General features: G+C 60.6%; 28 protein-coding genes and 1 pseudogene. 15 read left to right on the top strand and 14 right to left on the bottom strand.

Going from position 1 to position 23,059, the window contains the following annotated elements:
• Positions 1-30: 30 nt before the first annotated feature.
• The 3 genes from BSG20_RS09650 to BSG20_RS09660 form a co-directional block, all read right to left on the bottom strand.
• Entirely contained in the window at positions 31-909 is an 879-nt protein-coding gene (locus BSG20_RS09650) for an aldo/keto reductase (RefSeq protein WP_072374131.1), read from the bottom strand.
• Positions 910-1,107: 198 nt separating this feature from the next.
• Positions 1,108-1,389 carry a hypothetical protein gene (locus BSG20_RS09655; RefSeq protein WP_072374611.1) on the bottom strand — a complete coding sequence of 94 codons (282 nt, stop codon included), beginning with the start codon at positions 1,387-1,389 and terminating at the stop codon, positions 1,108-1,110.
• Positions 1,390-1,394: 5 nt separating this feature from the next.
• Positions 1,395-2,192, bottom strand: a complete 798-nt coding sequence (locus tag BSG20_RS09660; RefSeq protein WP_072374134.1) for a DUF899 domain-containing protein — start codon at positions 2,190-2,192, stop codon at positions 1,395-1,397.
• 122 nt (positions 2,193-2,314) lie between these two features.
• On the opposite strand from BSG20_RS09660, the gene BSG20_RS09665 reads away from it, so the two are divergent.
• A complete protein-coding gene (locus tag BSG20_RS09665; protein WP_072374137.1) occupies positions 2,315-3,535 on the top strand; it encodes a helix-turn-helix domain-containing protein in 1,221 nt (406 codons plus the stop codon).
• Between the two features lie 9 nt (positions 3,536-3,544).
• Positions 3,545-4,177 carry a Vgb family protein gene (locus BSG20_RS09670; RefSeq protein WP_072374140.1) on the top strand — a complete coding sequence of 211 codons (633 nt, stop codon included), beginning with the start codon at positions 3,545-3,547 and terminating at the stop codon, positions 4,175-4,177.
• Between the two features lie 58 nt (positions 4,178-4,235).
• On the opposite strand, the gene BSG20_RS09675 is transcribed toward BSG20_RS09670, so the two are convergent.
• Genes BSG20_RS09675 through BSG20_RS09690 form a run of 4 tightly spaced genes read right to left on the bottom strand, consistent with a single transcriptional unit; the run spans position 4,236 to position 7,910 of the window.
• Positions 4,236-5,384: an ABC transporter permease gene (locus tag BSG20_RS09675; RefSeq protein WP_072374143.1), complete on the bottom strand. Its 1,149-nt coding sequence runs from the start codon at positions 5,382-5,384 to the stop codon at positions 4,236-4,238.
• Entirely contained in the window at positions 5,381-6,331 is a 951-nt protein-coding gene (locus BSG20_RS09680; RefSeq protein WP_072374146.1) for an ABC transporter ATP-binding protein, read from the bottom strand. Before BSG20_RS09680 ends, BSG20_RS09675 begins: the two co-directional genes overlap by 4 nt.
• Entirely contained in the window at positions 6,328-7,293 is a 966-nt protein-coding gene (locus tag BSG20_RS09685) for an HlyD family secretion protein (protein WP_072374149.1), read from the bottom strand. The genes BSG20_RS09680 and BSG20_RS09685 overlap by 4 nt, the downstream gene beginning before the upstream one ends.
• Positions 7,290-7,910: a TetR/AcrR family transcriptional regulator gene (locus tag BSG20_RS09690; protein ID WP_072374152.1), complete on the bottom strand. Its 621-nt coding sequence runs from the start codon at positions 7,908-7,910 to the stop codon at positions 7,290-7,292. The genes BSG20_RS09685 and BSG20_RS09690 overlap by 4 nt, the downstream gene beginning before the upstream one ends.
• A 325-nt stretch (positions 7,911-8,235) precedes the next feature.
• Here BSG20_RS09690 and BSG20_RS37315 point away from each other — a divergent pair, with 325 nt between their 5' ends.
• From BSG20_RS37315 to BSG20_RS09710, 5 genes are all read left to right on the top strand, one after another.
• Positions 8,236-8,673 (top strand): MbcA/ParS/Xre antitoxin family protein, encoded by a 438-nt coding sequence (locus BSG20_RS37315; protein ID WP_083539895.1) that lies wholly within the window; start codon positions 8,236-8,238, stop codon positions 8,671-8,673.
• Between the two features lie 107 nt (positions 8,674-8,780).
• Positions 8,781-9,359: an RES family NAD+ phosphorylase gene (locus tag BSG20_RS09700; RefSeq protein ID WP_244551809.1), complete on the top strand. Its 579-nt coding sequence runs from the start codon at positions 8,781-8,783 to the stop codon at positions 9,357-9,359.
• A gap of 76 nt (positions 9,360-9,435) precedes the next feature.
• A complete protein-coding gene (locus BSG20_RS38800; RefSeq protein ID WP_072374161.1) occupies positions 9,436-9,744 on the top strand; it encodes an aminotransferase class V-fold PLP-dependent enzyme in 309 nt (102 codons plus the stop codon).
• A gap of 56 nt (positions 9,745-9,800) precedes the next feature.
• Positions 9,801-10,559: an adenylate/guanylate cyclase domain-containing protein gene (locus BSG20_RS09705; protein ID WP_072374164.1), complete on the top strand. Its 759-nt coding sequence runs from the start codon at positions 9,801-9,803 to the stop codon at positions 10,557-10,559.
• 104 nt (positions 10,560-10,663) lie between these two features.
• The gene (locus BSG20_RS09710) at positions 10,664-11,386 is read left to right on the top strand and encodes a 3-keto-5-aminohexanoate cleavage protein (RefSeq protein ID WP_072374166.1); all 723 of its coding nucleotides are present in this window, start codon (positions 10,664-10,666) and stop codon (positions 11,384-11,386) included.
• A 63-nt stretch (positions 11,387-11,449) separates the two neighbouring features.
• Here BSG20_RS09710 and BSG20_RS09715 read toward each other — a convergent pair whose 3' ends face one another.
• On the bottom strand, positions 11,450-11,710 hold the full coding sequence (locus BSG20_RS09715) for a YMGG-like glycine zipper-containing protein (RefSeq protein WP_024316101.1): 261 nt from the start codon (positions 11,708-11,710) through the stop codon (positions 11,450-11,452).
• 188 nt (positions 11,711-11,898) lie between these two features.
• Here BSG20_RS09715 and BSG20_RS09720 point away from each other — a divergent pair, with 188 nt between their 5' ends.
• Complete coding sequence (locus BSG20_RS09720) at positions 11,899-12,213, top strand: DUF2934 domain-containing protein (RefSeq protein ID WP_072374169.1); 315 nt, start codon at positions 11,899-11,901, stop codon at positions 12,211-12,213.
• A gap of 141 nt (positions 12,214-12,354) precedes the next feature.
• On the opposite strand, the gene BSG20_RS09725 is transcribed toward BSG20_RS09720, so the two are convergent.
• The 4 genes from BSG20_RS09725 to BSG20_RS36385 all read right to left on the bottom strand — a co-directional run bounded on the left by BSG20_RS09725 (position 12,355) and on the right by BSG20_RS36385 (position 13,430).
• The gene (locus tag BSG20_RS09725) at positions 12,355-12,612 is read right to left on the bottom strand and encodes a DUF982 domain-containing protein (RefSeq protein WP_072374172.1); all 258 of its coding nucleotides are present in this window, start codon (positions 12,610-12,612) and stop codon (positions 12,355-12,357) included.
• Positions 12,613-12,748: 136 nt separating this feature from the next.
• The gene (locus BSG20_RS09730; RefSeq protein WP_072374175.1) at positions 12,749-12,943 is read right to left on the bottom strand and encodes a hypothetical protein; all 195 of its coding nucleotides are present in this window, start codon (positions 12,941-12,943) and stop codon (positions 12,749-12,751) included.
• Between the two features lie 62 nt (positions 12,944-13,005).
• Entirely contained in the window at positions 13,006-13,242 is a 237-nt protein-coding gene (gene rpsU, locus BSG20_RS09735; protein ID WP_072374178.1) for a 30S ribosomal protein S21, read from the bottom strand.
• 38 nt (positions 13,243-13,280) lie between these two features.
• A complete protein-coding gene (locus BSG20_RS36385; protein WP_167371555.1) occupies positions 13,281-13,430 on the bottom strand; it encodes a hypothetical protein in 150 nt (49 codons plus the stop codon).
• A gap of 803 nt (positions 13,431-14,233) precedes the next feature.
• Here BSG20_RS36385 and BSG20_RS09745 point away from each other — a divergent pair.
• On the top strand, positions 14,234-15,271 hold the full coding sequence (locus BSG20_RS09745; RefSeq protein WP_072374613.1) for a DUF3095 family protein: 1,038 nt from the start codon (positions 14,234-14,236) through the stop codon (positions 15,269-15,271).
• A gap of 335 nt (positions 15,272-15,606) precedes the next feature.
• Here the strand turns inward: BSG20_RS09745 and BSG20_RS09750 are convergent, their stop codons facing one another.
• Positions 15,607-16,113: a MarR family winged helix-turn-helix transcriptional regulator gene (locus tag BSG20_RS09750; RefSeq protein ID WP_072374184.1), complete on the bottom strand. Its 507-nt coding sequence runs from the start codon at positions 16,111-16,113 to the stop codon at positions 15,607-15,609.
• Positions 16,114-16,264: 151 nt separating this feature from the next.
• Here BSG20_RS09750 and BSG20_RS09755 point away from each other — a divergent pair, with 151 nt between their 5' ends.
• The 3 genes from BSG20_RS09755 (at position 16,265) to msrB (ending at position 18,662) form a co-directional block, all read left to right on the top strand.
• Positions 16,265-16,660: an organic hydroperoxide resistance protein gene (locus BSG20_RS09755; protein WP_072374187.1), complete on the top strand. Its 396-nt coding sequence runs from the start codon at positions 16,265-16,267 to the stop codon at positions 16,658-16,660.
• Positions 16,661-16,788: 128 nt separating this feature from the next.
• Positions 16,789-18,078 (top strand): epoxide hydrolase family protein, encoded by a 1,290-nt coding sequence (locus BSG20_RS09760; protein WP_072374190.1) that lies wholly within the window; start codon positions 16,789-16,791, stop codon positions 18,076-18,078.
• A gap of 101 nt (positions 18,079-18,179) precedes the next feature.
• Positions 18,180-18,662, top strand: coding sequence for a peptide-methionine (R)-S-oxide reductase MsrB (gene msrB / locus BSG20_RS09765; protein WP_072374193.1), 483 nt, complete (start codon positions 18,180-18,182; stop codon positions 18,660-18,662).
• A 60-nt stretch (positions 18,663-18,722) separates the two neighbouring features.
• Here msrB and BSG20_RS09770 read toward each other — a convergent pair.
• Positions 18,723-19,659 (bottom strand): annotated as a pseudogene (locus BSG20_RS09770) (LysR family transcriptional regulator).
• 97 nt (positions 19,660-19,756) lie between these two features.
• On the opposite strand from BSG20_RS09770, the gene BSG20_RS09775 reads away from it, so the two are divergent.
• The 3 genes from BSG20_RS09775 to BSG20_RS09785 are packed head-to-tail and all read left to right on the top strand — an operon-like array spanning position 19,757 to position 23,007.
• Entirely contained in the window at positions 19,757-20,632 is an 876-nt protein-coding gene (locus BSG20_RS09775; RefSeq protein ID WP_072374196.1) for a dioxygenase family protein, read from the top strand.
• Positions 20,629-21,690, top strand: coding sequence for a maleylacetate reductase (locus BSG20_RS09780; RefSeq protein ID WP_072374199.1), 1,062 nt, complete (start codon positions 20,629-20,631; stop codon positions 21,688-21,690). The genes BSG20_RS09775 and BSG20_RS09780 overlap by 4 nt, the downstream gene beginning before the upstream one ends.
• 33 nt (positions 21,691-21,723) lie before the next feature.
• Positions 21,724-23,007: an ABC transporter substrate-binding protein gene (locus BSG20_RS09785; RefSeq protein ID WP_072374202.1), complete on the top strand. Its 1,284-nt coding sequence runs from the start codon at positions 21,724-21,726 to the stop codon at positions 23,005-23,007.
• Positions 23,008-23,059 lie beyond the last annotated feature (52 nt).

The following is a 23,059-nucleotide window of genomic DNA, read 5'->3' on the forward strand; positions in this document are numbered from 1 at the left end:
TTGGATAAGTCGCTCGGGTTCACGTCTGCGTTAGGAGCCAGATTCGCGAGCCGCTTCATCCAGGGCTACAAAGTCCCCTTCATCGAGAACGATGCTAGCGGCCGCAACATTTTCCTCGAGATGCTTCACCTTGGAGGTTCCCGGAATGGGCAACATCACGGGGCTGCGCTTGAGCACCCACGCCAAAGCAATCTGGCCCGGCGTCGCGCCATACTTCTTGGCCAGCATGTCAAGAATGGAGCCAGGACGGGCAAGCTCGCCTGCCGCCAGTGGGTACCATGGAATGAAGCCGATGCCCTCACGCTCGCAGTAGTCCAGCACATCCTCGCTGCCCCGATCCACGAGGTTGTAGCGATTCTGAACCGTCGCCACGGGAAATACCTTTCGGGCGGCCTTTATGTCTTCAACCGATACTTCGCTGAGGCCGGCATGGGCAATGAGGCCCTGATCCAGGAGCATCTTTACCGCCCCGAACTGCTCTTCGCGAGGGACCGCCGCATCTATGCGGTGCAGTTGCCACAAGTCGATCCGCTCGATGCGAAGCTTCTTCAGGCTGCCTTTCGCTCGTTCGAGAAGATAGTCCGGCCGCCCGTTCGGCGTCCACCGGTCCGGCCCCTCGCGGGTCAGCCCGGCCTTGGTCGCAATCAACAGCCCCTTATAAGGATGCAACGCTTCGCTGATGAGCTCCTCGGACACGTCGGGGCCGTAGGAATCAGCCGTGTCAATGAAATTGACGGCGATCTCGGGCAGGCGACGCAGAGTTGCCAACGCTCCGGCCTTATCTGCAGGCGGCCCCCAGATACCGGGTCCCGTAATACGCATCGCGCCGAAGCCGAGACGATTGATGGTGATGGTGCCGATCGAAAATTGTCCCGATGCGGCCGCTGAGATCGTGGAACTGAATGGCACGGACCTTCTCCCGATTGCCTGTCTGGTTGGGTGGCTTTACTCGGGGCTTAAGGTGGAGCGGGCAGGGAGCAATGCAAGCCACTCGGTGCAATCCGCCATTGCCTTTTGCAACGAGGCCCCGAAGTCGACAAGGGCGGAGCAAAGCACGGTCCGCGCCCGGAACCTTAGCCGGTAGCGACAGTTCCGGGTCTGCGCGCATCAGGGCCGCCCAGGTTCGACCGTACGTCCGGAAATCAGGCCCAGCCACGGCGGCAGGTGGAAGACGCACATCAGCAGGTACATTGTCGTCATGCCATCCACTGCAAAAACGTCCTGCATGGCGGAGCAGATCATATCTGCTCCGCCGCTTGCCAGGGTGACAATCGCCATGATGGCGAAGGTTGGCGCCGCTGCCAGGCGCAGCCAATCGGCGACGCCTGCTATGTTGCCGGTCGGCGTCTCGACGGATGTGCTGCGCCGTGTCGGGTCGGAGGAAAGCATGAGCATCATCCCTGGCCGTATTCGTCATGCAGCCGCCACCAGATACCCTGCTCATTGCGGCCTCGGGGCGCGCGGTCGAGCCATTGATACACGCCCCAAATGCCGTCCAGGCCGCGCGCATAGCTTGAGTAGGTGTGGTAGACGGCGCCGTCCTCGAGCACGAAGGCGCTGACACCCGGCCGGTCGCGCGTGTACGTCGCGACATCCGTCCCGGTCATTGCGGCGATCTGGGCGACTGGGCTCTCGCTGCCGCGCAGTTTCCATTCCTGCACGGTCTCGCCTTCTGACAGCACCCGTGCCGGTGGCTCGCGGCGATAGTTATACTCTATCCCGCCTTCGCGCTGCTGCTCTTCGCTGAACAAGACGCTGAAGTCGAGGTTGAAATCGCTGCCGAAAGAGGATGCCCAGTCGAAGCTCCATCCCATCCGTCGCTTGAAAGCCTGCAGCTTGGCAAGCGGCGCGCGGGAAACGGCGGTGAAGGCGACATCATGATTTTCGAGATGGACGGCGACGCCGTTGAAGCCGTCTGCGATCGACGAGCAGGAGGGGCATCCGGCCGTATAGTCGGGTCCGAACATGAAATGGTAGATGAGAAGCTGCGAACGGCCCTTGAAGAGATCGCTCAGCGAAGCGCTGCCATTGGCGGTCTCGAACCGGTATTCCTTGTCAATCCGCACCCACGGCAGTTCCTGGCGGCGCTGCGCCAGCATGTCGCTGCGTCGTGTCAGTTCCTTCTCTTCTGCGAGCAGGTCGAGCCGCGCCGCAAGCCATTCTTCACGTGTACCCGTGATGTGCATCGTCATCATACTTCTCCTGTTACCGTCTGTTGGCGTAGCATTGCCGCCACTTGCGGCTGCTTGGTGGTCGTGAGCAGACTAGAGCCGGAGTGGGAGATGGTGGGAGTGACAAGTTTGACGGGATTTTTATGGACTCGATGATCATCGCTGCGGCGAGGCTGCTCGCGACCGGTGATCTTCTCGGTGCCTTAAATAGGGTCGCGTTGCGCAACGATGCGCCTGCGCTTGCGCTTCGTGGCATCGCGATGGCGCAGCTTGGCGATCTCGTCCGGGCGAAGGCGCTGCTGAAGACGGCTGCCCGTGCGTTCGGGCCAAAAGAACCCGTCGCGCGGGCGCGCTGCCTCGTCGCCGAAGCGGAAATTGCGCTCGTCTCGCGCGATCTGACCTGGCCGGCCAAGTCACTGACCGCCGCCCGCGAGGTGCTCGAAGCGCACGATGACCGTTTGAACGCCGCACATGCACGCCATCTCGAAGCCCGGCGGCTGCTTCTCATCGGCCATCTCGACGAGGCCGAACGCCTGCTCGCCGGGGTCGATTCGGCGCCGCTCACGCCCCCCTTGCAGACGGCGTACGAACTCGTCGTCGCCGGGATTGCTATCCGCCGTCTCCAGACAGGCGTTGCGCGCGCGGCGCTGCGCCGCGCAGAAAATGCTGCGCGCGAGGCGGGCATTCCCGCACTTCGTGCGGAGGTCGAAGGGGCCTGCGAGGTGCTGAGAACGCCGGCGGCACGACTGATCAGGCGTGGCGAGGAGCGGTTCTTGCTGCTGGAGGAGGTCGAGGCGGTGCTGGCGTCAGGGGCGCTCGTGGTCGATGCATGTCGCTATGTCGTGCGCGACGGGGACGCGTTTGTTTCGCTGACGACGCGCCCGGTGTTGTTCGCGCTGGCGCGTGCGCTCGCGCAGAGCTGGCCGACAGACGCATCGCGCAACACCCTCGTTGCCCGTGCATTCAGGGCGAAGGACGCCGATGAATCGCATCGCGCCAGGCTGCGTGTCGAAGTCGGACGGCTGCGCGGCGAGCTTCACAGAATAGCGGATATCAGAGCGACGAGGGACGGCTTTGTGCTTGCACCGCGTCGCGCCGCTGAGGTGATCATCCTGGCCCCGCCCGTCGAAGAGCAGCATGGCGAGGTCCTCGCATTTTTGGCTGATGGGGAAGCCTGGTCGAGTTCGGCGCTGGCGATCGCGATCGGTGCAAGCCCACGCACAGTGCAGCGGGCGCTTGACGCACTGGCGGCAACGGGCAAGGTGCAATCCTTCGGACGCGGGCCGGCGCGCCGGTGGACGATACCGTCGCTGCCGGGTTTCCCGTCAACTTTGTTACTCCCAGGTCCACTGCCGAACGACTAGGATGAGCCCATGAAACACACCAAAGCTGAAATCCTTCGTGAATATGGCCCCTTTCCGAACGCGGACCGTGTTGCCGGCGTCACTTTTGACGGCCGGCATGTCTGGTTTGCATCCGGCGACAAGCTCAATGCCTTCGATCCCGAGGTCGGCGAGGTCGTGCACTCGATAGACGTTGCCGCACATGCCGGAACGGCTTTCGATGGACGCTATCTTTTCCAGATTGCGGAAGATCGGATCCAGAAGATCGATCCGAAGACCGGCGAGGTGCTATCGACGATCCCGGCCCCCGGCAATGGCGGTGATTCCGGGCTTGCCTGGGCTGAAGGAACGCTCTGGGTCGGAGACTACCGTGGCCGAAAGATCCATCAGATCGATCCGGATACCGGTGCGCTTCTTCGCAGCATCGAGTCCAGCCGCTTCGTTACCGGCGTGACCTGGGTCGATGGTGAACTCTGGCACGCCACTTGGGAAGGCGATGAGAGCGATATCAGGCGCGTTGAACCTGAGAGCGGGCGAGTGTTGGAACGCATCGACATGCCGCCTGGCCTGACCATATCGGGGCTCGAGTCAGATGGCGCAGATCGCCTCTTTTGTGGTGGGGGAACGAGCGGCAAGGTCCGGGCCGTTCGCCGGCCCAGATAGCCAGGCAGCCTGTTGTCTGTACCGCGAAGGCATCCGCACCGCGGACATCACCCTGCGACTAATCCAATGTCCTGCGGAAGCGGCGGACGGCGATGAGCATGGCAACCGCCATCAGGCAGGCGAGGGCGATCGCGTCATAGGCAAGGGTCTGGATATTGGCGCCCTTCAGCATGATCGCCCGGACGATCCTGATATAGTGGGTCAGCGGCAGGGCCTCACCGATCCATTGCGCCCATGTCGGCATGCCGGCGAACGGGAACATGAAGCCCGACAGCAGGATATTCGGCAGGAAGAACATCATCGCCATCTGCATGGCCTGCAACTGATTGGCCGCGATCGTCGAGAAAGTGTAGCCGATCGAGAGGTTGGTGATGACGAAGAGCGTGGTCGCTGCCGCGAGCGAGGCCGGACCACCGAGGATTGGGACGTGGAAGACAAGCAGGCCAGCGCCGATGATCAACAACGACTGGATGAGGCCGATCAGCACATAGGGCGCGATCTTGCCCAGCATGATTTCCAGCGGTTTGATCGGCATGGAGAGCAGGTTCTCCATCGTACCGCGTTCCACCTCGCGCGTGACCGAGAGAGCCGTGAAGATCAAGAGCGTCATCGTCAGGATCGTGCCGAGCAGGCCGGGCACGATATTCAGGGTCGATGAACCGGCTGGATTATAGCGACGGTGCTGGACGATGGAGAAGGCGGGCTTGGTCGGTTCGGAAAATTCGACCTGGCGGTCGTTGGCGAGAGCCGACGCCACGATGCCGGTAAGCGCACCGAGCGCCGAACTCGACGCGACCGGATCGGTGGCGTCGGCCGCGACCAGCAGCGAGGGCGTATCGCCGCGGCGAAGCGAGCGTTCGAATCCCTCGGGAATTTCCACCACGAACAGTGCCCTGCCGGATTGCAGAATCGAATCCATGTCCTCGGCGCGCGTCACGACCGAACGGATCTGGAAAAAATCTGTGTTTTGAAGGGCCGCCAAGATGGATCGGCCGACATCGGTATTCTCGCGCATCAGCACTGCGGTCGGCAGGTTGTGCGGCGTCGTGTTGATCGCAAAGCCGAACAGGAACAGCTGCATGATCGGCAAGGCGACCATCGTCGCCAGCGTTATGCGGTCGCGCGTCATCTGGATGAATTCCTTGACGGTCATCGCCCAGAAACGCCCGAAAGAGCCGCCATTGCCATTTGCCACTGTGGTCGTCATTGAAAATTGTCCTCCGAGCGGCGCATCAGATCGATGAAAGCATCCTCCAGCGTTGCCTCGCCCCTTTGCCATTTGAGATCGGACCGTTCCTGGTAAGGCGCGATTGCCTTCTCAAGCGCCTGGGGATCGCGGCCGGCAACATGCAGGCTCGTCCCGAACGGCGCGATCATGTCCACGCCCGGCTCGTTCTCGAGTTCGGATTGGAGGCGATGCACCTCCGCGCCGGAGACGGTCCACGTCACGAGGCCGGTGCCGGCGATGACTTCGTCCACCGTTCCCTGCGCCAACAGTTTGCCATAGGCGATATAGGCGATCTCATGGCAACGCTCTGCCTCGTCCATGTAATGGGTGGACACCAGCACCGAGAGACCGTCGGCGGCAAGCGCGTGAATCTCGTTCCAAAAATCCCGGCGGGCCTTGGGATCGACGCCGGCCGTCGGCTCGTCGAGGAGGAGCAGCGCCGGTTCAGGCAGGATGCAGGCACCGAGCGCAAGGCGCTGCTTCCAGCCGCCCGATAGCTCCCCTGCCAACTGCTGTTCACGGCCTTTCAAGCCGAGGCGCTCAATGGCGGCGCTTGCTTTGCCGCGGGCATCAGGCAGGCCGTAGACGCGGGCGACGAATTCCAGATTCTCCCGGATCGACAGGTCCTGATAGAGCGAGAATTTCTGCGTCATGTAGCCGACGCGGCGGCGGATGCGATCGCTCTCGGTCAGGATGTCGAAGCCGAGGCAGGTGCCATCGCCGCTGTCGGGCGTCAGCAGGCCGCAAAGCATGCGGATCGTCGTGGTCTTGCCGGAACCGTTGGGGCCGAGAAAGCCGTGAATGCGGCCCTTCTTGACCGACATCGACAGGTCATCGACTACCTTTCTGCTGCCGAAACTCTTGGTGAGGTGATGGACGTCGATCACGGTCCCGGGCGCGTCGATGGCCATTGCCGTGTCGCTCATGGACGGGCTCCTGCAGTGACATCCACCGGCTGGCCGGGGCGCAACACCTTTGGATCGGCGGGGATCGCCTCGACGCGGTAGACGAGTTTGGCACGCTCTTCGAGGCTGTAGATTACCGGTGGCGTATACTCGGCGTTCTTTGCGATGAAGCTGATCTTCGCATCGGTGGGCATGCACGCGTTACAGGCGACGCGGATCGACTGACCAAGCGAAAACAGCGCAATCTCGGTTTCAGGCACGAAGAAGCGGATGCGGATGTTCTCTGGCGGCAGGAGGGCCACGATCGGCCGGCCGGCGGGCACGACCTCACCCGTGCGGTAATAGACGGTCTCGATGCTGCCTGTTGCCGGAGCCGAGACGAAGCGGCGGGTGAGCGCTGCTTCTGCAGAGGCGAGATCGGCCTTTGCGGCTGAAACAGCCTCCCTCGATTGGCGCAGCGTCTCAATGCGGGCCGGCAGGTTGGCGAGCGTAATCTGGCTGCGGACATTGTCAAGGACGGCACGGTTAGCGGCTTCGGTGGCCGTCGCCGTGTCGAGGTTTGCCTTTGTTGCGGTGCCGCGCTCGACCAGGACGCGGGTGCGATCGAGATCCTGTGCGGCAAGCTCAAGTCGGGCGATCGCCTCCCGTTCGCTGGCGCGCAGCATGTCTATTTCTTCCGGCCGCTTTTGCTTGGCTTCGGCGAGCTCCAGTTCGGCCTGCAGGCGGGCGAGCGAAGCGCGTGCGGCGCCGACTGCGGCCTCCTCGCTCTGCGAGTCCAAACTGAAGAGCGGCGCACCGGGCGCAATTGCCTGGCCTTCAGCGACATCGAGCTTGACCAGGCGGCCGCCGTTTTCAGCGCCGATGAACAGCGTGTCAGCCTCGATCCAGCCTTGGTAGGCGCGCTGGGATTTGTCGGAAAACAGGAAAGGCAGGGCGGCAAGCGCCGCGCCGGCTACGATAACGACGATGAGGATTCGTTTCATATCGCGCCTCCTTCCGGCACGAAGAGCGTGTCGAGAAACGTGTCGAAGAGTTTCTGCGTGTCGAGATGCTCGTAGCCTTCGAACAGCGTCGTCCAAATGATCGACATCAAGGCCGGCGCCATGACCAGTTGCGGGACGTCGACCACGGCGGGATTGCGTAGCTCGCCGCGCGCAGCGGCACGGGCAAGCAGGACACGCACGATCGCGACGCCTTTGGTGATGATCTCGCGGTAATAGAATTCGGTCACAACGGGGAACATCGGACCCTCGGCGAGGATCAGCCGCAGCAAGTGCCGGCGCTCCGTCTCCAAAACCTCGCGCTTGAAGAGCGCATAGAACATCGACACGGCGGTACGTGCCGGGATCGTCTCCTTCTGCACCATGCCGCCCACTTCCCCGAGGATCGGGGAGGCAACACCGGACACGAGTTCGATGAACAACCGCTCCTTATCAGGGAAATGCAGGTAGACCGTGCCTTTGGCGATGCCCGCACGGGCTGCGACATCCTCCATCCGTGTCGCGGCGAAACCGCGCTCTGCAAAACAGGCAAAGGCCGCCGCCAGGATCTCGGCTCTCCGCTGCTCCGGATCTCGTCTTTCTCGCTTTTTTTCTGCCATTGCCTTTGCACCAAGATATGACTGACTGGACAGTCATTAACATAAAGTGCAGTTTTTTGCAAGGAAAAGAGACGAGCGTTGAAGCGGAGTCATGTGCAAATGGCAGCAGGCGCTGCCGTCCCACAAGCGTTCATCAGCCGAAAAATCGCCATTCGAGCAGGTCCGCGGAAAGGTGAGATGCAACTCCCGTATCAATATCTTAGCTACGATCATCCCAACCAGCGCGGCATGTCAGGGACAAACATCGAACCCGCTTGATTACGCCGCTTTATAAGTTTGAAATCCTGCCAATTGGCAGTATATTGACTGTCAGATGGAGATTGCCATGGTCGTAGCACAAGCAATTCGTGATAATGGGGTGCCACTGTCGCCCGTGAATCTAGGCGATGAAGGAGCCCGCGAACGGCTGACACCGGCAGCAGTGTCGGGTGTTGTTCGACTGGCCGAGATATGGCGCTTAACCAGCGCCGAGGTCTGCGCCCTCATGGGTGACGTGTCAGAGCGCACTTGGTTCAGAATGAAAAAGGGCGAATGGAGCGGGAGCCTGTCTCAAGATACGTTGACCAGGGTCAGCGCCTTGATAGGCATCTTCAAAGCCCTCCGACTGCTTTTCTCTGAACCACTCGCCGACGAATGGGTGAAACTTCCAAACAAGGGACCGCTTTTCGAAGGGCGCCGGCCAATTGACGTGATGATCGAGGGCGGTATCCCAAAGCTGCTTCTTGTGCGACGCCACGTTGACGCGTTGCGCGGTGGGCTGTGATCGAGCCGGCTCGCACGGATATTGTCCAGCGAGATACAGTCCGCCTTATATCGACCGCTAGGCTGAAGGAACCAGTATTGCTGGCTCTCGCGCCAAATCATGGCGCCATGGAGGACCTGGCCGAGTTGGAGGGTGCTACCAGCGGCCGCCTCCAAGCCCAGGAAGGTGGCCTGTTGGACCTCGATCCAAAAGAACTCGTCTTTGGCCGTCCCGGCCATACCTTCATCAATGCCGCGTTTACATATACACGCCCCGGCGGAAACCGGTTCAACGATGACGAGCGCGGTGCCTGGTACTGCGCATTTTTGGTGGAAACGGCTCTAGCCGAGGTCGCTTTTCATCTGACCAGAGAACTCGAGGCGATCAACCGCTTCGAGAACGTCACGGACTACGCAGAATTGATCTCTGACTTTGTTGGGCATTTTCACGACCTTCGCGGCGATGGTTTTTCGAGTGACGATAGTTTGAGCGCCGACCCGGCCGTCGCATATCCCGCTGGACAGGCACTGGCCAGATGGCTTCGCAAAGAGAAGGACAGTCCGGGTCTGATCTATCCTTCCGTGAGATCATCGGGGGGCGTATGCCTCGTGGCGTTCCATCCCTCACTGGTCCAAAACCTGCGCCAAGGCGGGACATGGAGACTTGAATGGCAGGGTTCTCCAGAACCGGACATCTCAAGGCTTTAATGAGCTCCCAAATGACGAACGCGATATATCTTGATGGCTTGCAACTCTCCCGCTTGCACCGGAAGCCCGAGAGGCGATGCTTGTGGCATGGACGAACCCTGGAAATGCAGGCTCGCCGAACCTCGCGGGTGAGCGCGCAGCCTGGACAATAGCAGCTGGTCGCCAATCCGTTGCCAATTTGATCGGCGCCTCACCGGCCGAGATCACTTTCACCTCAGGAACAACCGAAGCCAACAACCTTGCTATTGTCGGCGCAGCTCGTAGGGATGAGCCAAACCGAAACCGCATTATAGTTGCATGGATCCAACATTTAGCTCGAGAGCCAATTCCGATCCCGCTTTTCTTCGGGCACCGCCAAGAGTTGCCAACTGCAGGCGAATATTAGAAGTTTGTTTTTGAGCCGGGCAACAGCCGGCCTTTCTGCTGGAGGGATCGCGGATCATGACAACGGCCTCCCATCCGATAGACCCGGTCAGTCACGGCGACGCCAGGATTTGCCGGGGGTGCTGGGATCAAATGCACGTGCCCATTCCGATCCGGGGCGCGCTTGCGCTTCCGTTCCGCATATTTGGCGTCACCCGCAGCAAGATGAACCCGAATATTTGCACGATTTGCGAGCGGTCGTTTCGCTACGTCAAGAAGAAGCGCCAGATCACTGCCAGCGCCACCATCCTGTTTGCTGACATCAGAGGGTTCACAGCCCTTTCGGAACAGATTGAACCAGTCAGATTGAGCGACATTGTCAGCCTGTTCCAGGACCGGTGTGCGCAGGCGATCTGGGCTCACGACGGCATCGTCAACAAGCAAATGGGCGACGGTCTGATGGCGATCTTCAATTTTCCGATCATGCGGAAGGATCACGCTGCCGCAGCGGTTATGGCGGCAATGGACATACAGCGACGCTGCGCGGCCGCGCTCGACAGCCTTGACGCCGATCACAGGTTGGGTGTCGGTGTCGGTATTCACAGCGGCGAGGTCGAGATCGGTGAGTTTTCGAGCTTCCGCAGCGATTTTACCGCGATCGGTGGGGCCGTTAACTTGGCCGCGCGGCTGGAATCTCAGGCCCGCGCTGACGAGATCATCATATCGCCGGAGACCGCCGCTCAGGCTGCGCATCTTACCGCGGGGGCCGAGGCCCGCCTGCTCTTGCTCAAGGGGATACAGCAACCGGTGCAGGCGCGGGTGCTCATGAAGAGCTGATTTTCAGATGGTCTTTTGGCCGCTTATGAAGACACTATCGGTATCAGCCACCAAAACAGGCAGCATGATGTCAACTGCGACGGGGCAATAAGGAAACATCCGCTGTGATCGTTCAAGCCTGCATCAATGGCGCGCGGCCAACCGATTACCATCCGCGATTGCCTCTGACGCCTGAGGCAATCGCAAGGGACGCTGCTGCTGTCGTCGCTGCCGGCGCCGCGGAACTCCATTTTCACCCGCGTGCTGCTGACGGAAAAGAAAGGCTTATAGCAGTCGATGAGACGATCGATGCGGTTCGGCGCACGTGCCCGGGCTCTCTCGTGGGCGTCTCAACCGGTGCCTGGATTGAAGGTGACGAGCTGCGAACCCTGGAGGCCATTCGTCAGTGGAGTGTCTTGCCCGATTACGCGTCAGTGAACCTTTCGGAAAGCAATGCCCCGGCCGTCATGACATTACTTCGCGAAAAGGGAATTGGGATCGAAGTTGGGCTGGCATCAGTCGCGGACGCGGAACGATACATTCGCCTTGAAGCACATGAGCGGGTGTTGCGCATACTCATTGAGCTCGACAACGAGCAGGAGCTGCAAGCCGCTCGCGATGTCGCCAAGGGGATCGTCGATACGCTTCAGCGTGCCAATGTGCAGCGGCCCATCCTGATGCATGGTTTCGACGCCACCGTTTGGCCCTTCTTGCAACTGGCCAAAGAGCAGCGTTATTCCACGCGCGTCGGCCTCGAAGATGGAAAGCTTCTTCCCGACGGGGCGATCGCAGCGAACAATGCCGAGCTTGTTGCCGCCGCGGTCGCGATCTTTCGCGCTCAAGGCTGAGCGCAATGCGGGACGCCAGCACGCCAAGCATCAGCCTCGCGTTTGGCGCGCCGTAGAGTATGCTCAGCGCGGGCAGGCGGCGACATATCGCCGGCCGTAACGATCCCGGTAGTAGCACTGACCAGGCTGCCCTGCGACGTTGCCGATAACCGCGCCAGCGACGCCACCTATGGCGGCACCCACGGCGGCACCGCGCACATTGCCGGTCGCCACACCGCCAATGACCGCGCCCGAGGCCGCACCAATTCCCGCGCCCTGCTCGGTCGGCGTGCATCCGGCAATCGTCACTCCTGCCAGAAGAAGCAAAATCGATAGGCGTTTCATCTCGCTTTCCTTCCTGCTTTAAGTCGTTCGCGCGGGGGTAGATAGAGGCATTTCGGAAAAGACAATCGCTGCTTTAGTTCGCCGCCGCGGCCGGCTTCTTTCGATCAATCGACGCCGGTGTCTCCATTGCCTATTGGACCGCTTGCGCCAATTAAGATCGGGTTGCAACGAAGAGTAGGATCCTTGACATGAAAGAGCATGAAGAGAAAATCCGCCGCCGCGCCTATGAGATCTGGGAGCAGGAGGGACGCCCCCACGGTCAGGATATGAAGCATTGGCTGGCAGCCTTCAAGGAATTCGGCGAGCGAGCCGATGGTTCACCTGGCCGTGCTTCGACAAAGTCGACGGCCAAGGCGAAATCGGCAAAGCCGCGAGCTGCGACGAAATCCGCAGCTGAAAAACAAGCCGGGAAGAAGACAAAAGTGGCTGCGATCGCGATAACCGCAGCTCCCGGAGACAAGCCCCGTCGCGCGCGTTCTGCGAAGTCCGTCACAACGCATTAGATCGTCGGGGCAGCTTTTGGGCCGACTGAAGTGGCTGAGCCCGTTACTGCAAGACGCGTAGGTTTGCTTGGGCGTGCGGACGGGACTTGCGTGTCGTTGGGCGAAGGCGGCCAAATCTAGCGGCCTTCGCCCCGACGCAAGTCATGCCAGGACCTCGGCCTCTACGGCAGCTGCGACGAAAGCGTCTCGTGCGGCTTCCAGGTGCGCGAGATAATTCATGGCTTCCACGCATCTGCGCTTGGCGGCTTCAAGGTGGATGCTGTTTTGGATCGGCCACCTGTGCTCCAGATAGTCAACTGCTTCGGCAGGACCGTGGATATGCTCACAGGGGCGTGCTCCAATCCGTATAGCCACGGGCGCAGCCCACCTTGGTTCGGTTGCATGGCTGATAGTGTTCATGATGAACCTCCTCTTGCCAACAAACCATAAGCGGGATGTAGGTGTTCGTCGGAGCCGATCAACACCTGCGCCGGCATGAGACCGTGCCTCGCCATGTTGATCCCTGGGCGATTGTCGACCGGCCGGCGCGGGCCAATCAGTGCACGCTTGGCAGTTTGGCCGTTACGGCGTAGTCCTCCGCCACGAGTTCGCTGATTGCGATCAGAACCTCTTCGGCGGTAAAGCCGGAGGCGATTGTCGTACGGATCAGATCCTGAAGATCCGGCTCGATCACGTCCCGGCAGTCCTCGAGACGTTCATCGGAAACAGTCAGGCTATGCAGTTCTTCCATAATTGACCTTTCTCGGGATGGAGCTCCCGACGAGGACACCCGGCGACAATAGTCGCGACACGTTATCGGCTGGATGAGCGCCGCTTGGGGGAGGCCAAGAGGCCTTCGCGCTGCAACCTCTTGCGGGCCGCCTTGCGCTGCCTGGCGATTGCCTGTGCCCGTTCACGCACTCGTCTCTCGGACGGCTTCTCGTAGGCTCGGCGTTCCTTCATTTCGCGGAACAGACCCTCACGCTGCATCTTCTTCTTCAATGCACGCATGGCCTGTTCGACGTTGTTGTCTCTGACAATGACCTGCATCTTTTTCTCCTTGTTCCTGAGGTTCAGTGGTTTGCCTCTCAGCCAAGCTGCTGGGCGATCAGTTCCTGCAGTTCACGACGCGTGAGAAGGCAGGGGTAAGGTTTCCAGTTCTTGTCCCGGCAGCGAGCGGCGTCATCGCGCTCGCGCGGGCTCGCCGCTGGTGCGGCGAAAGTATTGGGTTTGTTCAATTGAAGTCCTTTGCCGCATGGTGGCATTCTTGACATGGCGGCCTCGGTTTCCATCACGCGGATCGGAGGAAACGCACCAAGATGCGACGCGCGGTGCGTCGACCATGTCATGTTCGAATTTTTCGGGTGACCGCCATAAGATGGGTACCCGGGCGATGCGTTGCAAGGCTTCGGCCTGTCACACGCCGTAGCGTCCGGTCAGATGCTCTATGTGGATGGCGGCATTGCGACCAGCCTTTGAAGGCATCTCTAGGTGTCGGTCGCTTGGAGATTTTGGCGAGGTCACCGCAAAACAGACGATGTGAGTTTTGCAGTGACCTCTTGATGACTAGGAAATGTAATCATCCAAGCGCATGCTACCTGAAGCACTGAAACATGGAATTTATCACATACGGTAATCCACATGTACTTTGGGAGCGGCCGCCTATTGCGCGGATTCCAGCTATGAGCCTTTTGGGGAATGTCGGGCTTGAACCGCATACTGCTGTTTGCCTGCGACCCTCTTTCGTATGATGCGTCCTTCTACCGCTGTCTACAAACCACGAGGTCGCCATTCGCAGACCTCGGTTCTCACGATTCAGTCATGCGAAGCGTGATCCGGCCGCTCCCATCCTTGTTCATAAATCGCATCCGATTAAATCGCAAAGATATTGACGTTGCGATGCGGTTCGCGTATTTAAGCGCATCCGAGTTATTCGGGCGCGAATTAAATTGGCGGAAAGGACGTCGCTATGTCCGGCGAGACCAGGTTCAGGCAGTCGATGCAATCGGCGATTACCGCCATGCAGGCCGGTGGACGCTCGATGCGTAGCGATCATCCAAACACGCCCCGGGCCTATAGCGAGTTTTCGCGAGTGCTCGATCCCACTATCTATGAGGCGTTACCCGATGATTGGCTGGTCGGAATAACGGATGTCGTCGGCTCCACGTCGGCGATCAAGTCGGGGCGCTACGAAGACGTCAACTACGCTGGTGCGTCGGTGATCGCTGCGGTCGGAAACGCGTGGGGCGACTTCGATTTTCCCTTCGTATTCCGCGGCGACGGAGCCGCATTCGCGCTGCCGCCCCAGGGGATCATGACCGCGACTTCCGCGCTGCGGCAGGTGAGCGCCTTTGCGAAGGCCAATCTCGATCTTGCTCTTCGGGCCGGCTTGCTGACGGTGGGCGAAATACGTGCCAATGGACGCGACGTGCGCATTGCCCGCTACGCCGCCTCTGAAAACGCGACCTATGCGATGTTTGCCGGCGGTGGCCTGAAATGGGCCGAGCGGCAAATCAAGAACGGGCGATACCTGGTGAAGCCAGGCAGCTACACGACCAAGCCCGATCTGACCGGCCTGAGCTGCGATTGGGAGCCGTTTCTCAGCCAGCGGGGCGAGATCCTCTCGCTGCTGGTGGAGCCATACGAAGACAGGAGCCCGGAAGCCTTCGCGTCGCTGGCAAAGTGCGTGCTTTCCGTTCTCGACGCCGGAACGCGGCAGGCCCAACCCTTGTCGCGGAATACCGCCATCGCCAAGGACAGCGCCAGGACAGTCGATCTCGAAGCCTGGCCGGCGGTCGCCTCCAACTCGGACTTCCGCAAATATGACGATGGCCTGCGTCTCACGCTGGATTGCACGCGCGAACAGATCGAAACTGTCGAAGCCATCCTGGTTGCGGCAAAGGCGCGCGGCGAGGTGAACTTCGGACTGCACCGCCAGTCCCACGCGCTCATGACCTGCTTTGTGCCATCGGGAAAGCCGGATTCGCATCTGCACTTTCTCGACGGCATGGGTGGCGGATACGCCAAGGCGGCCGAGATGATGGAGGCAAATGACCTTCCCTTGGCCTCATTGCGGTAGAAGGGATGCCGTCGGAATCGCGCGGGCGTCGGCCAGTTCGGGTGGCGTTCGATCGGTCATGTTATTTTTTACAACGCCTCGAGCAATTCCGGTGCTCGGCTTTCGATCAGCGAAGGCCTTGTCCAAGGCTACACCGCGGGGGCTCGCAAACAGCGGCGCTACGGGTTGCCGCCACGCCGAAATCTTGTGTTCGACGGTCCGTCGCGGATTGCTGGAAGCACAAGCTAAAAGCACGGCACTTTCTTTCCACTTTGCGAACAACGAAACTTGGACGGCTGCATCCAAGGGCCGAGGCGGGCGCCGAACGCATCGACGCTCACTGGCAGCGACAATAATCAATCCTTCGCCGGTCCGTCCTTTATCACCTTCAGGAGGTTGTTGCGCAGCCGCACCACGGATTTCTGCACGACCGGAAAGTCCTCACCCAGGCCGGTGGCTTCGACCAGCGGTGCTCCGGGCTCGGCCTCCACAAGATTGCGTCCGGCGGGGGTGAGCCTCACGCGGACTTGCCGTTCATCAGCAGGATCGCGTTTGCGCTGGATATAACCCAAGGATTCAAGCTTCTTGAGTATCGGTGTCAGCGTATTTGATTCCAGGAAGAGCTTTTCGCCGAGAGCTCCCACAGTCTGGTCGTCCTTCTCTGACAGGGCAACCATCGCGATGTACTGGGTGTAGGTCAGGTTCAGCTTATCCAGGATCGGCTTATAGGCGCGTCCGAAGGCGAGGTTTGCCGAGTAGACTGCGAAGCACAGAAAGTTTGAAAGCGTGTTGCCCTTGCTGTCGGTCTCGCCGGAGGAAGGCGTCTCAACCACCAGGCTCTTTGCGGTTTTAGATGCGGACATGGGAGATCCTATTCGGTTTCTCTTCGTTCCCTCTTCTATAAATCGTATCCGATTAAATCGCAATGGTATTGACAGCGCCGTTTTGTCGACCTACTTAGATCGCATCCGATTAAATCGGATACGAGCAAGCGCAACCTGAAAGGATTTTACCATGACCGAGAAGCTCCTCTTTACCGGCAAGACTCACAACAAGGGCGGTCGCGACGGTTTCACACGCAGCAGCGACGGCGAGTTGGACCTCCGGCTGGCGCAGCCGCACCCGGCCGCTGAGCGGCTTTTTGGCGCCGCATGGTCGGCCTGCTTCATTGGCGCCATCGAGGTCGCCGCAGCGCAAAGAAAGATCAAGCTCCCCGTCGATCCTGAGATCGATACCGAAATCGATCTGAACGCCGACGGAGGTTCCTACTTCCTGCGCGCGCGCCTCAATGTAAGCCTGCCGGGTATCGAGCGTGACATCGCCGAAGAACTCATCCATGCAGCGCATGAGATCTGCCCGTACTCCAAAGCAACGCGCGGCAATATCGACGTGTCGACCAACCTTATCTGAAGGGATGGAAAACGCTCTCGGCGAGAACCAATGCAGAGGTATCGCCGACACATCGTACAATGGATAAGCCCGGCCTTCGGTGAAAATGTGCCAGGCATCCGAATGAACCGACCACATAGGAGGACGATATGTCAGCTCTATCATCATCGGTCACACGGCGTAGCTTGCTTGCATCTGCAGCAGTTGCCGGCGCCGTTAGTCTCCTGCCGGGGTCATTCGCCGCAGCGGGTGACGACAGCAATGCAGTCCGCCCCTTCGAGTTTAAGGCTTCCGATGCGCAACTTGCCGATCTGCGTCAGCGCATCAACACGACCCGATGGCCGGAAGAGGAAACGGTGAACGACAGTTCGCAAGGCGTACAGTATGCGACGACCCAGAAACTCGCTCGCTACTGGGCAAACGAATATGATTGGCGCAAGGTCGAAGCGCAGCTGAATGCCCTGCCGCAGTTCATCACCACGATCGATGGGGTGGACATCCACTTCATTCACGTTCGTTCCAAGCATAAGGATGCACTGCCGCTCATCGTCACGCACGGATGGCCGGGCTCAATCATCGAGCAGTTGAAGATCATCGAACCGTTGACGAACCCGACGGCGCATGGCGGGAAGGCGTCGGATGCCTTCCACCTGGTCATCCCGTCGATACCCGGCTATGGCTTTTCAGGCAAGCCAACCACGACCGGCTGGGACCCGATCCGCATCGCGCATGCCTGGATCGCGTTGATGAAGCGGCTCGGCTATGAGAAGTACGTGGCGCAGGGCGGCGATTGGGGGGATGCGGTCACCGAGCAGATGGCTCTGATTGCCCCTCCCGAACTGCTCGGCATCCACGTCAACATGCCGGCGACCGTTCCGGCTGATATCGCCGCAGCGCTGCAGCCCGGTGGTATGCCGCCGAAGGGCCTCTCTCCCGACGAACAGCATGCCTACGATCAGCTGGACGATTTTTACAAGCACGGGCTGGGCTATGCGCTCGAAATGGCGAACCGTCCGCAGACGCTCTATGGGATCGCGGACTCGCCAGTCGGCCTCGCGGCATGGATGATCGACCACGATATCCGCAGCTACGAGATGATCGCACGCGTCTTCGATGGAAAGAGCGAAGGCCTGACGCGGGACGATATCCTCGACAACATCACACTCTACTGGTTGACGAACACTGCCGTCTCGTCGGCGCGCCTCTATTGGGAGAACAAGCTGGCCTTCTTTGCCGTCAAGAATGTCACCATCCCGGTCGCCGTGAGCGTCTTTCCGGATGAGATCTATGCGGCTCCGCGTAGCTGGACGCAGCGCGCCTATCCCAAGCTGATCCACTACAACAAGCTCGACAAGGGCGGGCACTTTGCTGCCTGGGAGCAGCCGAAAGCCTTCACCTCCGAACTCCGAGCTGCGTTCCATTCGCTGCGGTCGGCGTAGACACAAATCGGGACGGCGCCAGAGGGCGCCATCCCGTTGGTGACAGTAACCTATCGGAAAAAGGTTTCCGGGCATCCGCCGGGACCCAAGGAGAACCAGGAATGCGTGATGACCTCGAATTGCAGTTCGATCTCACTCCTCCCACTTCAGAACAGATGCAGCATTTTGTGGCCGACCTCAACGAAGAGGACCGCCATTTGCTGCTTGAGCATGGTGAGGAGGCGCCGTTCTGTGGCGTGTTCCTCCACGAGCGACGCGAGGGCCTTTATACCTGCCGCCTGTGCGGTCTTCCCCTGTTCAGGGCTGTTGCGAAATTTGAAAGCGGCACGGGCTGGCCGAGCTTCACGGCTCCGGTCGCGAAGGGTCATGTGCGGCATATTCGCGATACCCGCTACGGCATGGTCCGAACGGAGATCGTTTGCGCGCGTTGCGGTGCGCACCAGGGCCACGTCTTTCCGGACGGCCCGCCTCCGACCGGTGAGCGCTTCTGCATAAATTCAGGGTCGCTCGAGTTCACGCCAAAGGGGCAGCCACTTCCTGACAAGCTCGGCCGCGGTGGCCCAGAAGGCGAGTCGGCGAGGTAGTTGACCGTCGCAGGGGCACATTGGTCGCCAATGGCCGACCATGGCGGTAGCGGTAAGGTGCTACCGCCCCCAGACCACAGCTTCCTCATGCCTCTTGATCAGGTGACGCAGGCTTTCGAATCCGGAGCGTATATGTTGCGCGAACTGATCGACCGCAGGCGATCGCGCCGAGTCCGCCCGCGTGAGAATTGCCAGCGCTCGCTCCGGATGCGGGATCGTCAGTGGATTTTTCCTTGCGCAATGCGAAAACCACGCTGTGCGGCATGACGGTCAGGGCGTCGGCCGCCTTGAGATAGTTGATCACGCTCATCAGCGAGCCACCGGAATAGCGGATTTTGATCTCGGTTGCGCCAAAGGAGAGAAGCAGGGCGCGAAGATCGGCGAGCAGCGGACTGCCAGGCGGCGGGGCGACCCAGGGATAATCGAGAAGCTGGCTTGGCTGCGGGCGGCGCTTCAGCAGCAGCGGATGCGTGACGCGGCAGGCAATCACGTTGCGCCCCGGCAAGATCTGCTGGAATTCCAAGCCGGAGCCTTCATCGAGAATGTCGATCGGGCAGATGGCAAGGTCGATCTGGTCGGCCTTCAGCGCAGCCCGGAGATCAGGAAAGTAGCCATAGCTTTGATCGATCCGAACATCGGGATGTGTAACCTGAAACTCGGCACACAACCCTGCGATCAGCGCATCCATGAAGAAGGGCGTGCCTCCGACGCGCACGACGCCGCTTTTGCCGACGCGGAAGCTTTCCACCAGATCCGACGCTTTCCGGGACGCGGCCAGCATCACCAGCCCTTGCTCAGCCAGTGACAGGCCAAGCGACGTCGGCTGCAACGGTCTGCGACCTTTGATGAACAATGGCTCGCCGAGACGCATTTCAAGCATCGACAACGTGCGCGAGACGGCCGGCTGCGCGAGTCCGAGGAGGGCCGCTCCCTCGGTCACACCGCCGGTCTTGACCACAGCGGCGAGCTGTATCAGGTGACGTTCGTCAATCTTCATAACGATCTGTTATATTAAAGTTGAATCAAATCATCAATCAGCCAGTGCTGGCCTGCTAAGTTACTCTGACAACGATGCGAGTGCTTGGGAGGGACGCATGCCGCCGGCAGCCGATGCGCTTATTTTCAGTGAAGCCACTTCCTCCGACGTGTTTGCTGAGCGCATGCCCTCCGGCAAGGGCGACCAGTTGCCCCGCCTCATGGCGGCAGTCGCCAAGCACACGCATGAACTGATCAAGGAATTCCGGCCCACCCAGGATGATTGGCGCAGGGTGATCGCGTTTTTGACGGAAGTCGGCCATGCCTCCGATGAACGCCGTCAGGAGTGGGTGTTGCTCTCCGACCTGATTGGTGCGTCGGCGCTCGTGGAAGAGATCAACTCGCGGCGGCCGAAAGGCGCAACCCCCAACACCATCCGCGGCCCATTCTTTCGCAGTGATGTGCCGGAGCGCCCGCTGGGCAGCTCGATTTCGCTTGATGGCGTGGGAGAGCCGCTTTGCGTCTCGGCCCGGATCATCGACCTCGACGGGCACCCGATCCCGTCGGCCGAGCTCATCACCTGGCAGGCCAATGCCCAGGGCCTCTATGAGAACCAGCAGCCGGATCTGCAGCCCGAGCACAACCTGCGTGGCCTTTTCCACGCCGATGCCGACGGAAGCGTCAACTACCGCACGGTCATGCCGAAAGGATACAGCGTCCCCGACGACGGCCCGGTCGGACATTTGCTGGCAGCCGCGGGCTATCCCCTTCATCGGCCGGCGCATCTGCATTTTGTGGTCCGCGCTTTAGGTTTCGAGACGATCACCACGCATGTCTATGATCAAAACGATCCCCATCTCCATGAGGACGCGTTGTTCGGCGTCAAACCTGAGCTGGTCTTGGACTTTTGCCCGGTTCTCGCAGACGTGTCGCAGATAAAGCAGGTCGATTTCACCTTCGTGATGGTGCGGGCAAGACCGGAGAAAGCAAAATGAGCCTGTCCTTTCACTATGCCGGCAGCCCGGCCCATATCGTTTTCGGCGAAGGGGCTAGCCAAGAGGTGGCAAACTGGATCGCGAAGATCGGTTGCCGGAGAGCCTTGGTTCTGTCCACGCCACAGCAGAAGACTGACGCGCAGGCACTGGCTACGAAGATCGGGCCGCTGGCCGTCGGCGTGTTCAGCGGCGCCGTCATGCACACGCCTGTCGATGTCACCGAGACGGCAATGAAGCTGGTCGGGGAAAGCGGGGCCGATTGCGTCGTGTCGCTCGGCGGCGGCTCGACGACGGGGCTCGGCAAGGCCATCGCTTATCGGACGAACTTGCCGCAGATCGTCATTCCAACGACTTACGCAGGCTCAGAGGTCACGCCGATCCTTGGTCAAACCGAGGGTGGTCGCAAGACGACGGTCAAAGATGCCAAGATCCTGCCCGAAGTGGTGATCTACGATGCCACGCTGACAACGGGCCTTCCGGTTGGTTTGTCTGTGACCTCGGGTCTAAACGCCATGGCCCATGCTGTCGAAGCGCTCTACGCGCAGGACCGCAACCCGATCTCGACCCTCATGGCTGTCGAGGGCTTGCGCGCCTTCCGGGCGGCACTTCCGGAAATCATCGCGACGCCGAGTGACCTCACGGCGCGGGCGGGCGGTCTTTACGGCGCCTGGCTTTGCGGCACAGTGCTCGGAGCGGTTGGCATGGCCCTGCATCACAAGATTTGCCACACGCTTGGCGGCACCTTCGACACACCGCATGCCGAGACGCATGCGATCATGCTGCCGCACACGGCGGCCTTTAATGCCGTGGCGGTGCCGGAGCTTCTTCAGCCTGTGGCAGAGATTTTCGGAGAACCGGTCGGCGGGGGGCTTTGGGACTTTGCAAAGTCGATCGGCGCGCCGCGGGCGCTGCGTGATCTCGGCCTGACCGAAGTCGACCTCGACAAGGCAAGCCAGATCGCGGTCGAGAACCCCTATTGGAATCCTCGACCGATCGATCGGCAATCGATCCGCGCATTGCTGCAGCAGGCCTGGGAGGGCCGCCGGCCGGAGAATTAGTCGCCGCACAAGGGGGAATGGGAGGAGAATGAGATGACAACCAGACGCGAATTCCTGAAACAGACGGCAGCCACCGGCGTGCTTGCCGCCACATCCGGGCTGGCTTTGCCGGCGTTGGCACAGAAGAGCTCGATCAAGCTCGGCTATGTCAGTCCGCAAACCGGACCGCTTGCCGCCTTCGGCGAGGCCGACAAGTTCGTGATCGAGAACTTTTTGGCGACGACCAAGAAGATGGGCCTCGATTATGAGGTTGTCGTCAAAGACAGCCAGTCCAATCCCAATCGTGCCGCCGAGGTGACCAAGGAACTGATCGTCACCGACGAGGTAAACCTGGTCCTCGTTTCCTCGACGCCTGAAACCACCAACCCGGTGTCCACGACCTGCGAAGCCGAAGAAATGCCTTGCATTTCCACGGTGGCGCCGTGGCAGCCATGGTTCATCGGCCAGCAGGCAAATCCCGGCGCCCCGAATTCCTGGAAACCATTCAACTTCGCCTATCACTTCTTCTGGGGGCTCGAGGACATCATTGCCGTCTTTACCGGCATGTGGGGCCAGGTCGAGACCAACAAGAAGGTCGGCGGACTGTTTCCCAACGACGGCGATGGCAACGCGTGGGGAGATAAGGTCGTGGGCTTCCCGCCGGTGCTCGAGAAACTCGGCTATACGCTGACCGATCCAGGCCGCTTCCAGAATCTTTCGGATGATTTCTCCGCGCAGATCAACGCATTCAAGCAGGCGAACGCCGAGATCGTCACCGGTGTCGTTATCCCGCCGGATCTCACGACATTCTGGAATCAGGCGAAGCAGCAGGGCTTCAAGCCAAAGGTTGCCTCAGTGGGTAAGGCTCTGCTTTTCCCGCAAACGGTGGAATCGCTCGGCGATGCTGGCCACAATCTCTCGACCGAGGTCTGGTGGACGCCAAGCCACCCATTCAAATCATCACTGACGGGCGAGACGGCGGCGCAGGTCGCTGATGCCTTCACCAAGGCGACGGGCCGGCCCTGGACACAGCCGATCGGATTTGCGCACGCGCTGTTCGAACTCGCGGTCGATGTCATGAAGCGAGCCGAGGATCCGAGCGACGGCGAGACTGTGGCCAAGGTCATTGGTGAAACGAAGCTTGATACGCTTGTTGGGCCGATCGCCTGGGGCGACGAGAGCCTGCCGCCCTTTGCGCAAAAGAATGTCGCCAAGACGCCCCTTGTCGGAGGCCAGTGGCGGCTGAAGCAGGGTGGCAAGGGTTATGATCTCGTCATCGTCGAGAACGCCACGGCACCCAACATACCGACCGGGGGAAAAATGGAGCCGATCGCCTGAGCGCGTCAGCGCTCATGAGGTGAGCGGGGAGCCGTGGAGGCGGCTTTCTTCG

The organism is Rhizobium tibeticum (assembly GCF_900110205.1).
Classification (GTDB): Bacteria; Pseudomonadota; Alphaproteobacteria; order Rhizobiales; family Rhizobiaceae; genus Rhizobium; species Rhizobium tibeticum.

Coding starts and splice junctions, on each gene's coding strand:
- BSG20_RS09680 (WP_072374146.1), bottom strand. CDS start 6,331: ATGAGCGACACGGCAATGGCCATCGACGCGCCCGGGACCGTGATCGAC.
- BSG20_RS09730 (WP_072374175.1), bottom strand. CDS start 12,943: ATGGAAGAACTGCATAGCCTGACTGTTTCCGATGAACGTCTCGAGGAC.
- msrB (WP_072374193.1), top strand. CDS start 18,180: ATGCGTGATGACCTCGAATTGCAGTTCGATCTCACTCCTCCCACTTCA.
- BSG20_RS09785 (WP_072374202.1), top strand. CDS start 21,724: ATGACAACCAGACGCGAATTCCTGAAACAGACGGCAGCCACCGGCGTG.
- BSG20_RS09705 (WP_072374164.1), top strand. CDS start 9,801: ATGACAACGGCCTCCCATCCGATAGACCCGGTCAGTCACGGCGACGCC.
- BSG20_RS09675 (WP_072374143.1), bottom strand. CDS start 5,384: ATGACGACCACAGTGGCAAATGGCAATGGCGGCTCTTTCGGGCGTTTC.
- BSG20_RS09685 (WP_072374149.1), bottom strand. CDS start 7,293: ATGAAACGAATCCTCATCGTCGTTATCGTAGCCGGCGCGGCGCTTGCC.
- BSG20_RS09715 (WP_024316101.1), bottom strand. CDS start 11,710: ATGAAACGCCTATCGATTTTGCTTCTTCTGGCAGGAGTGACGATTGCC.
- BSG20_RS09775 (WP_072374196.1), top strand. CDS start 19,757: ATGCCGCCGGCAGCCGATGCGCTTATTTTCAGTGAAGCCACTTCCTCC.
- BSG20_RS37315 (WP_083539895.1), top strand. CDS start 8,236: ATGGTCGTAGCACAAGCAATTCGTGATAATGGGGTGCCACTGTCGCCC.
- BSG20_RS09700 (WP_244551809.1), top strand. CDS start 8,781: ATGGAGGACCTGGCCGAGTTGGAGGGTGCTACCAGCGGCCGCCTCCAA.
- BSG20_RS09665 (WP_072374137.1), top strand. CDS start 2,315: ATGGACTCGATGATCATCGCTGCGGCGAGGCTGCTCGCGACCGGTGAT.
- BSG20_RS09670 (WP_072374140.1), top strand. CDS start 3,545: ATGAAACACACCAAAGCTGAAATCCTTCGTGAATATGGCCCCTTTCCG.
- BSG20_RS09745 (WP_072374613.1), top strand. CDS start 14,234: ATGCGTAGCGATCATCCAAACACGCCCCGGGCCTATAGCGAGTTTTCG.
- rpsU (WP_072374178.1), bottom strand. CDS start 13,242: ATGCAGGTCATTGTCAGAGACAACAACGTCGAACAGGCCATGCGTGCA.
- BSG20_RS09780 (WP_072374199.1), top strand. CDS start 20,629: ATGAGCCTGTCCTTTCACTATGCCGGCAGCCCGGCCCATATCGTTTTC.
- BSG20_RS09725 (WP_072374172.1), bottom strand. CDS start 12,612: ATGAACACTATCAGCCATGCAACCGAACCAAGGTGGGCTGCGCCCGTG.
- BSG20_RS09760 (WP_072374190.1), top strand. CDS start 16,789: ATGTCAGCTCTATCATCATCGGTCACACGGCGTAGCTTGCTTGCATCT.
- BSG20_RS09750 (WP_072374184.1), bottom strand. CDS start 16,113: ATGTCCGCATCTAAAACCGCAAAGAGCCTGGTGGTTGAGACGCCTTCC.
- BSG20_RS09720 (WP_072374169.1), top strand. CDS start 11,899: ATGAAAGAGCATGAAGAGAAAATCCGCCGCCGCGCCTATGAGATCTGG.
- BSG20_RS09655 (WP_072374611.1), bottom strand. CDS start 1,389: ATGCTTTCCTCCGACCCGACACGGCGCAGCACATCCGTCGAGACGCCG.
- BSG20_RS09660 (WP_072374134.1), bottom strand. CDS start 2,192: ATGACGATGCACATCACGGGTACACGTGAAGAATGGCTTGCGGCGCGG.
- BSG20_RS09755 (WP_072374187.1), top strand. CDS start 16,265: ATGACCGAGAAGCTCCTCTTTACCGGCAAGACTCACAACAAGGGCGGT.
- BSG20_RS09690 (WP_072374152.1), bottom strand. CDS start 7,910: ATGGCAGAAAAAAAGCGAGAAAGACGAGATCCGGAGCAGCGGAGAGCC.
- BSG20_RS38800 (WP_072374161.1), top strand. CDS start 9,436: ATGCTTGTGGCATGGACGAACCCTGGAAATGCAGGCTCGCCGAACCTC.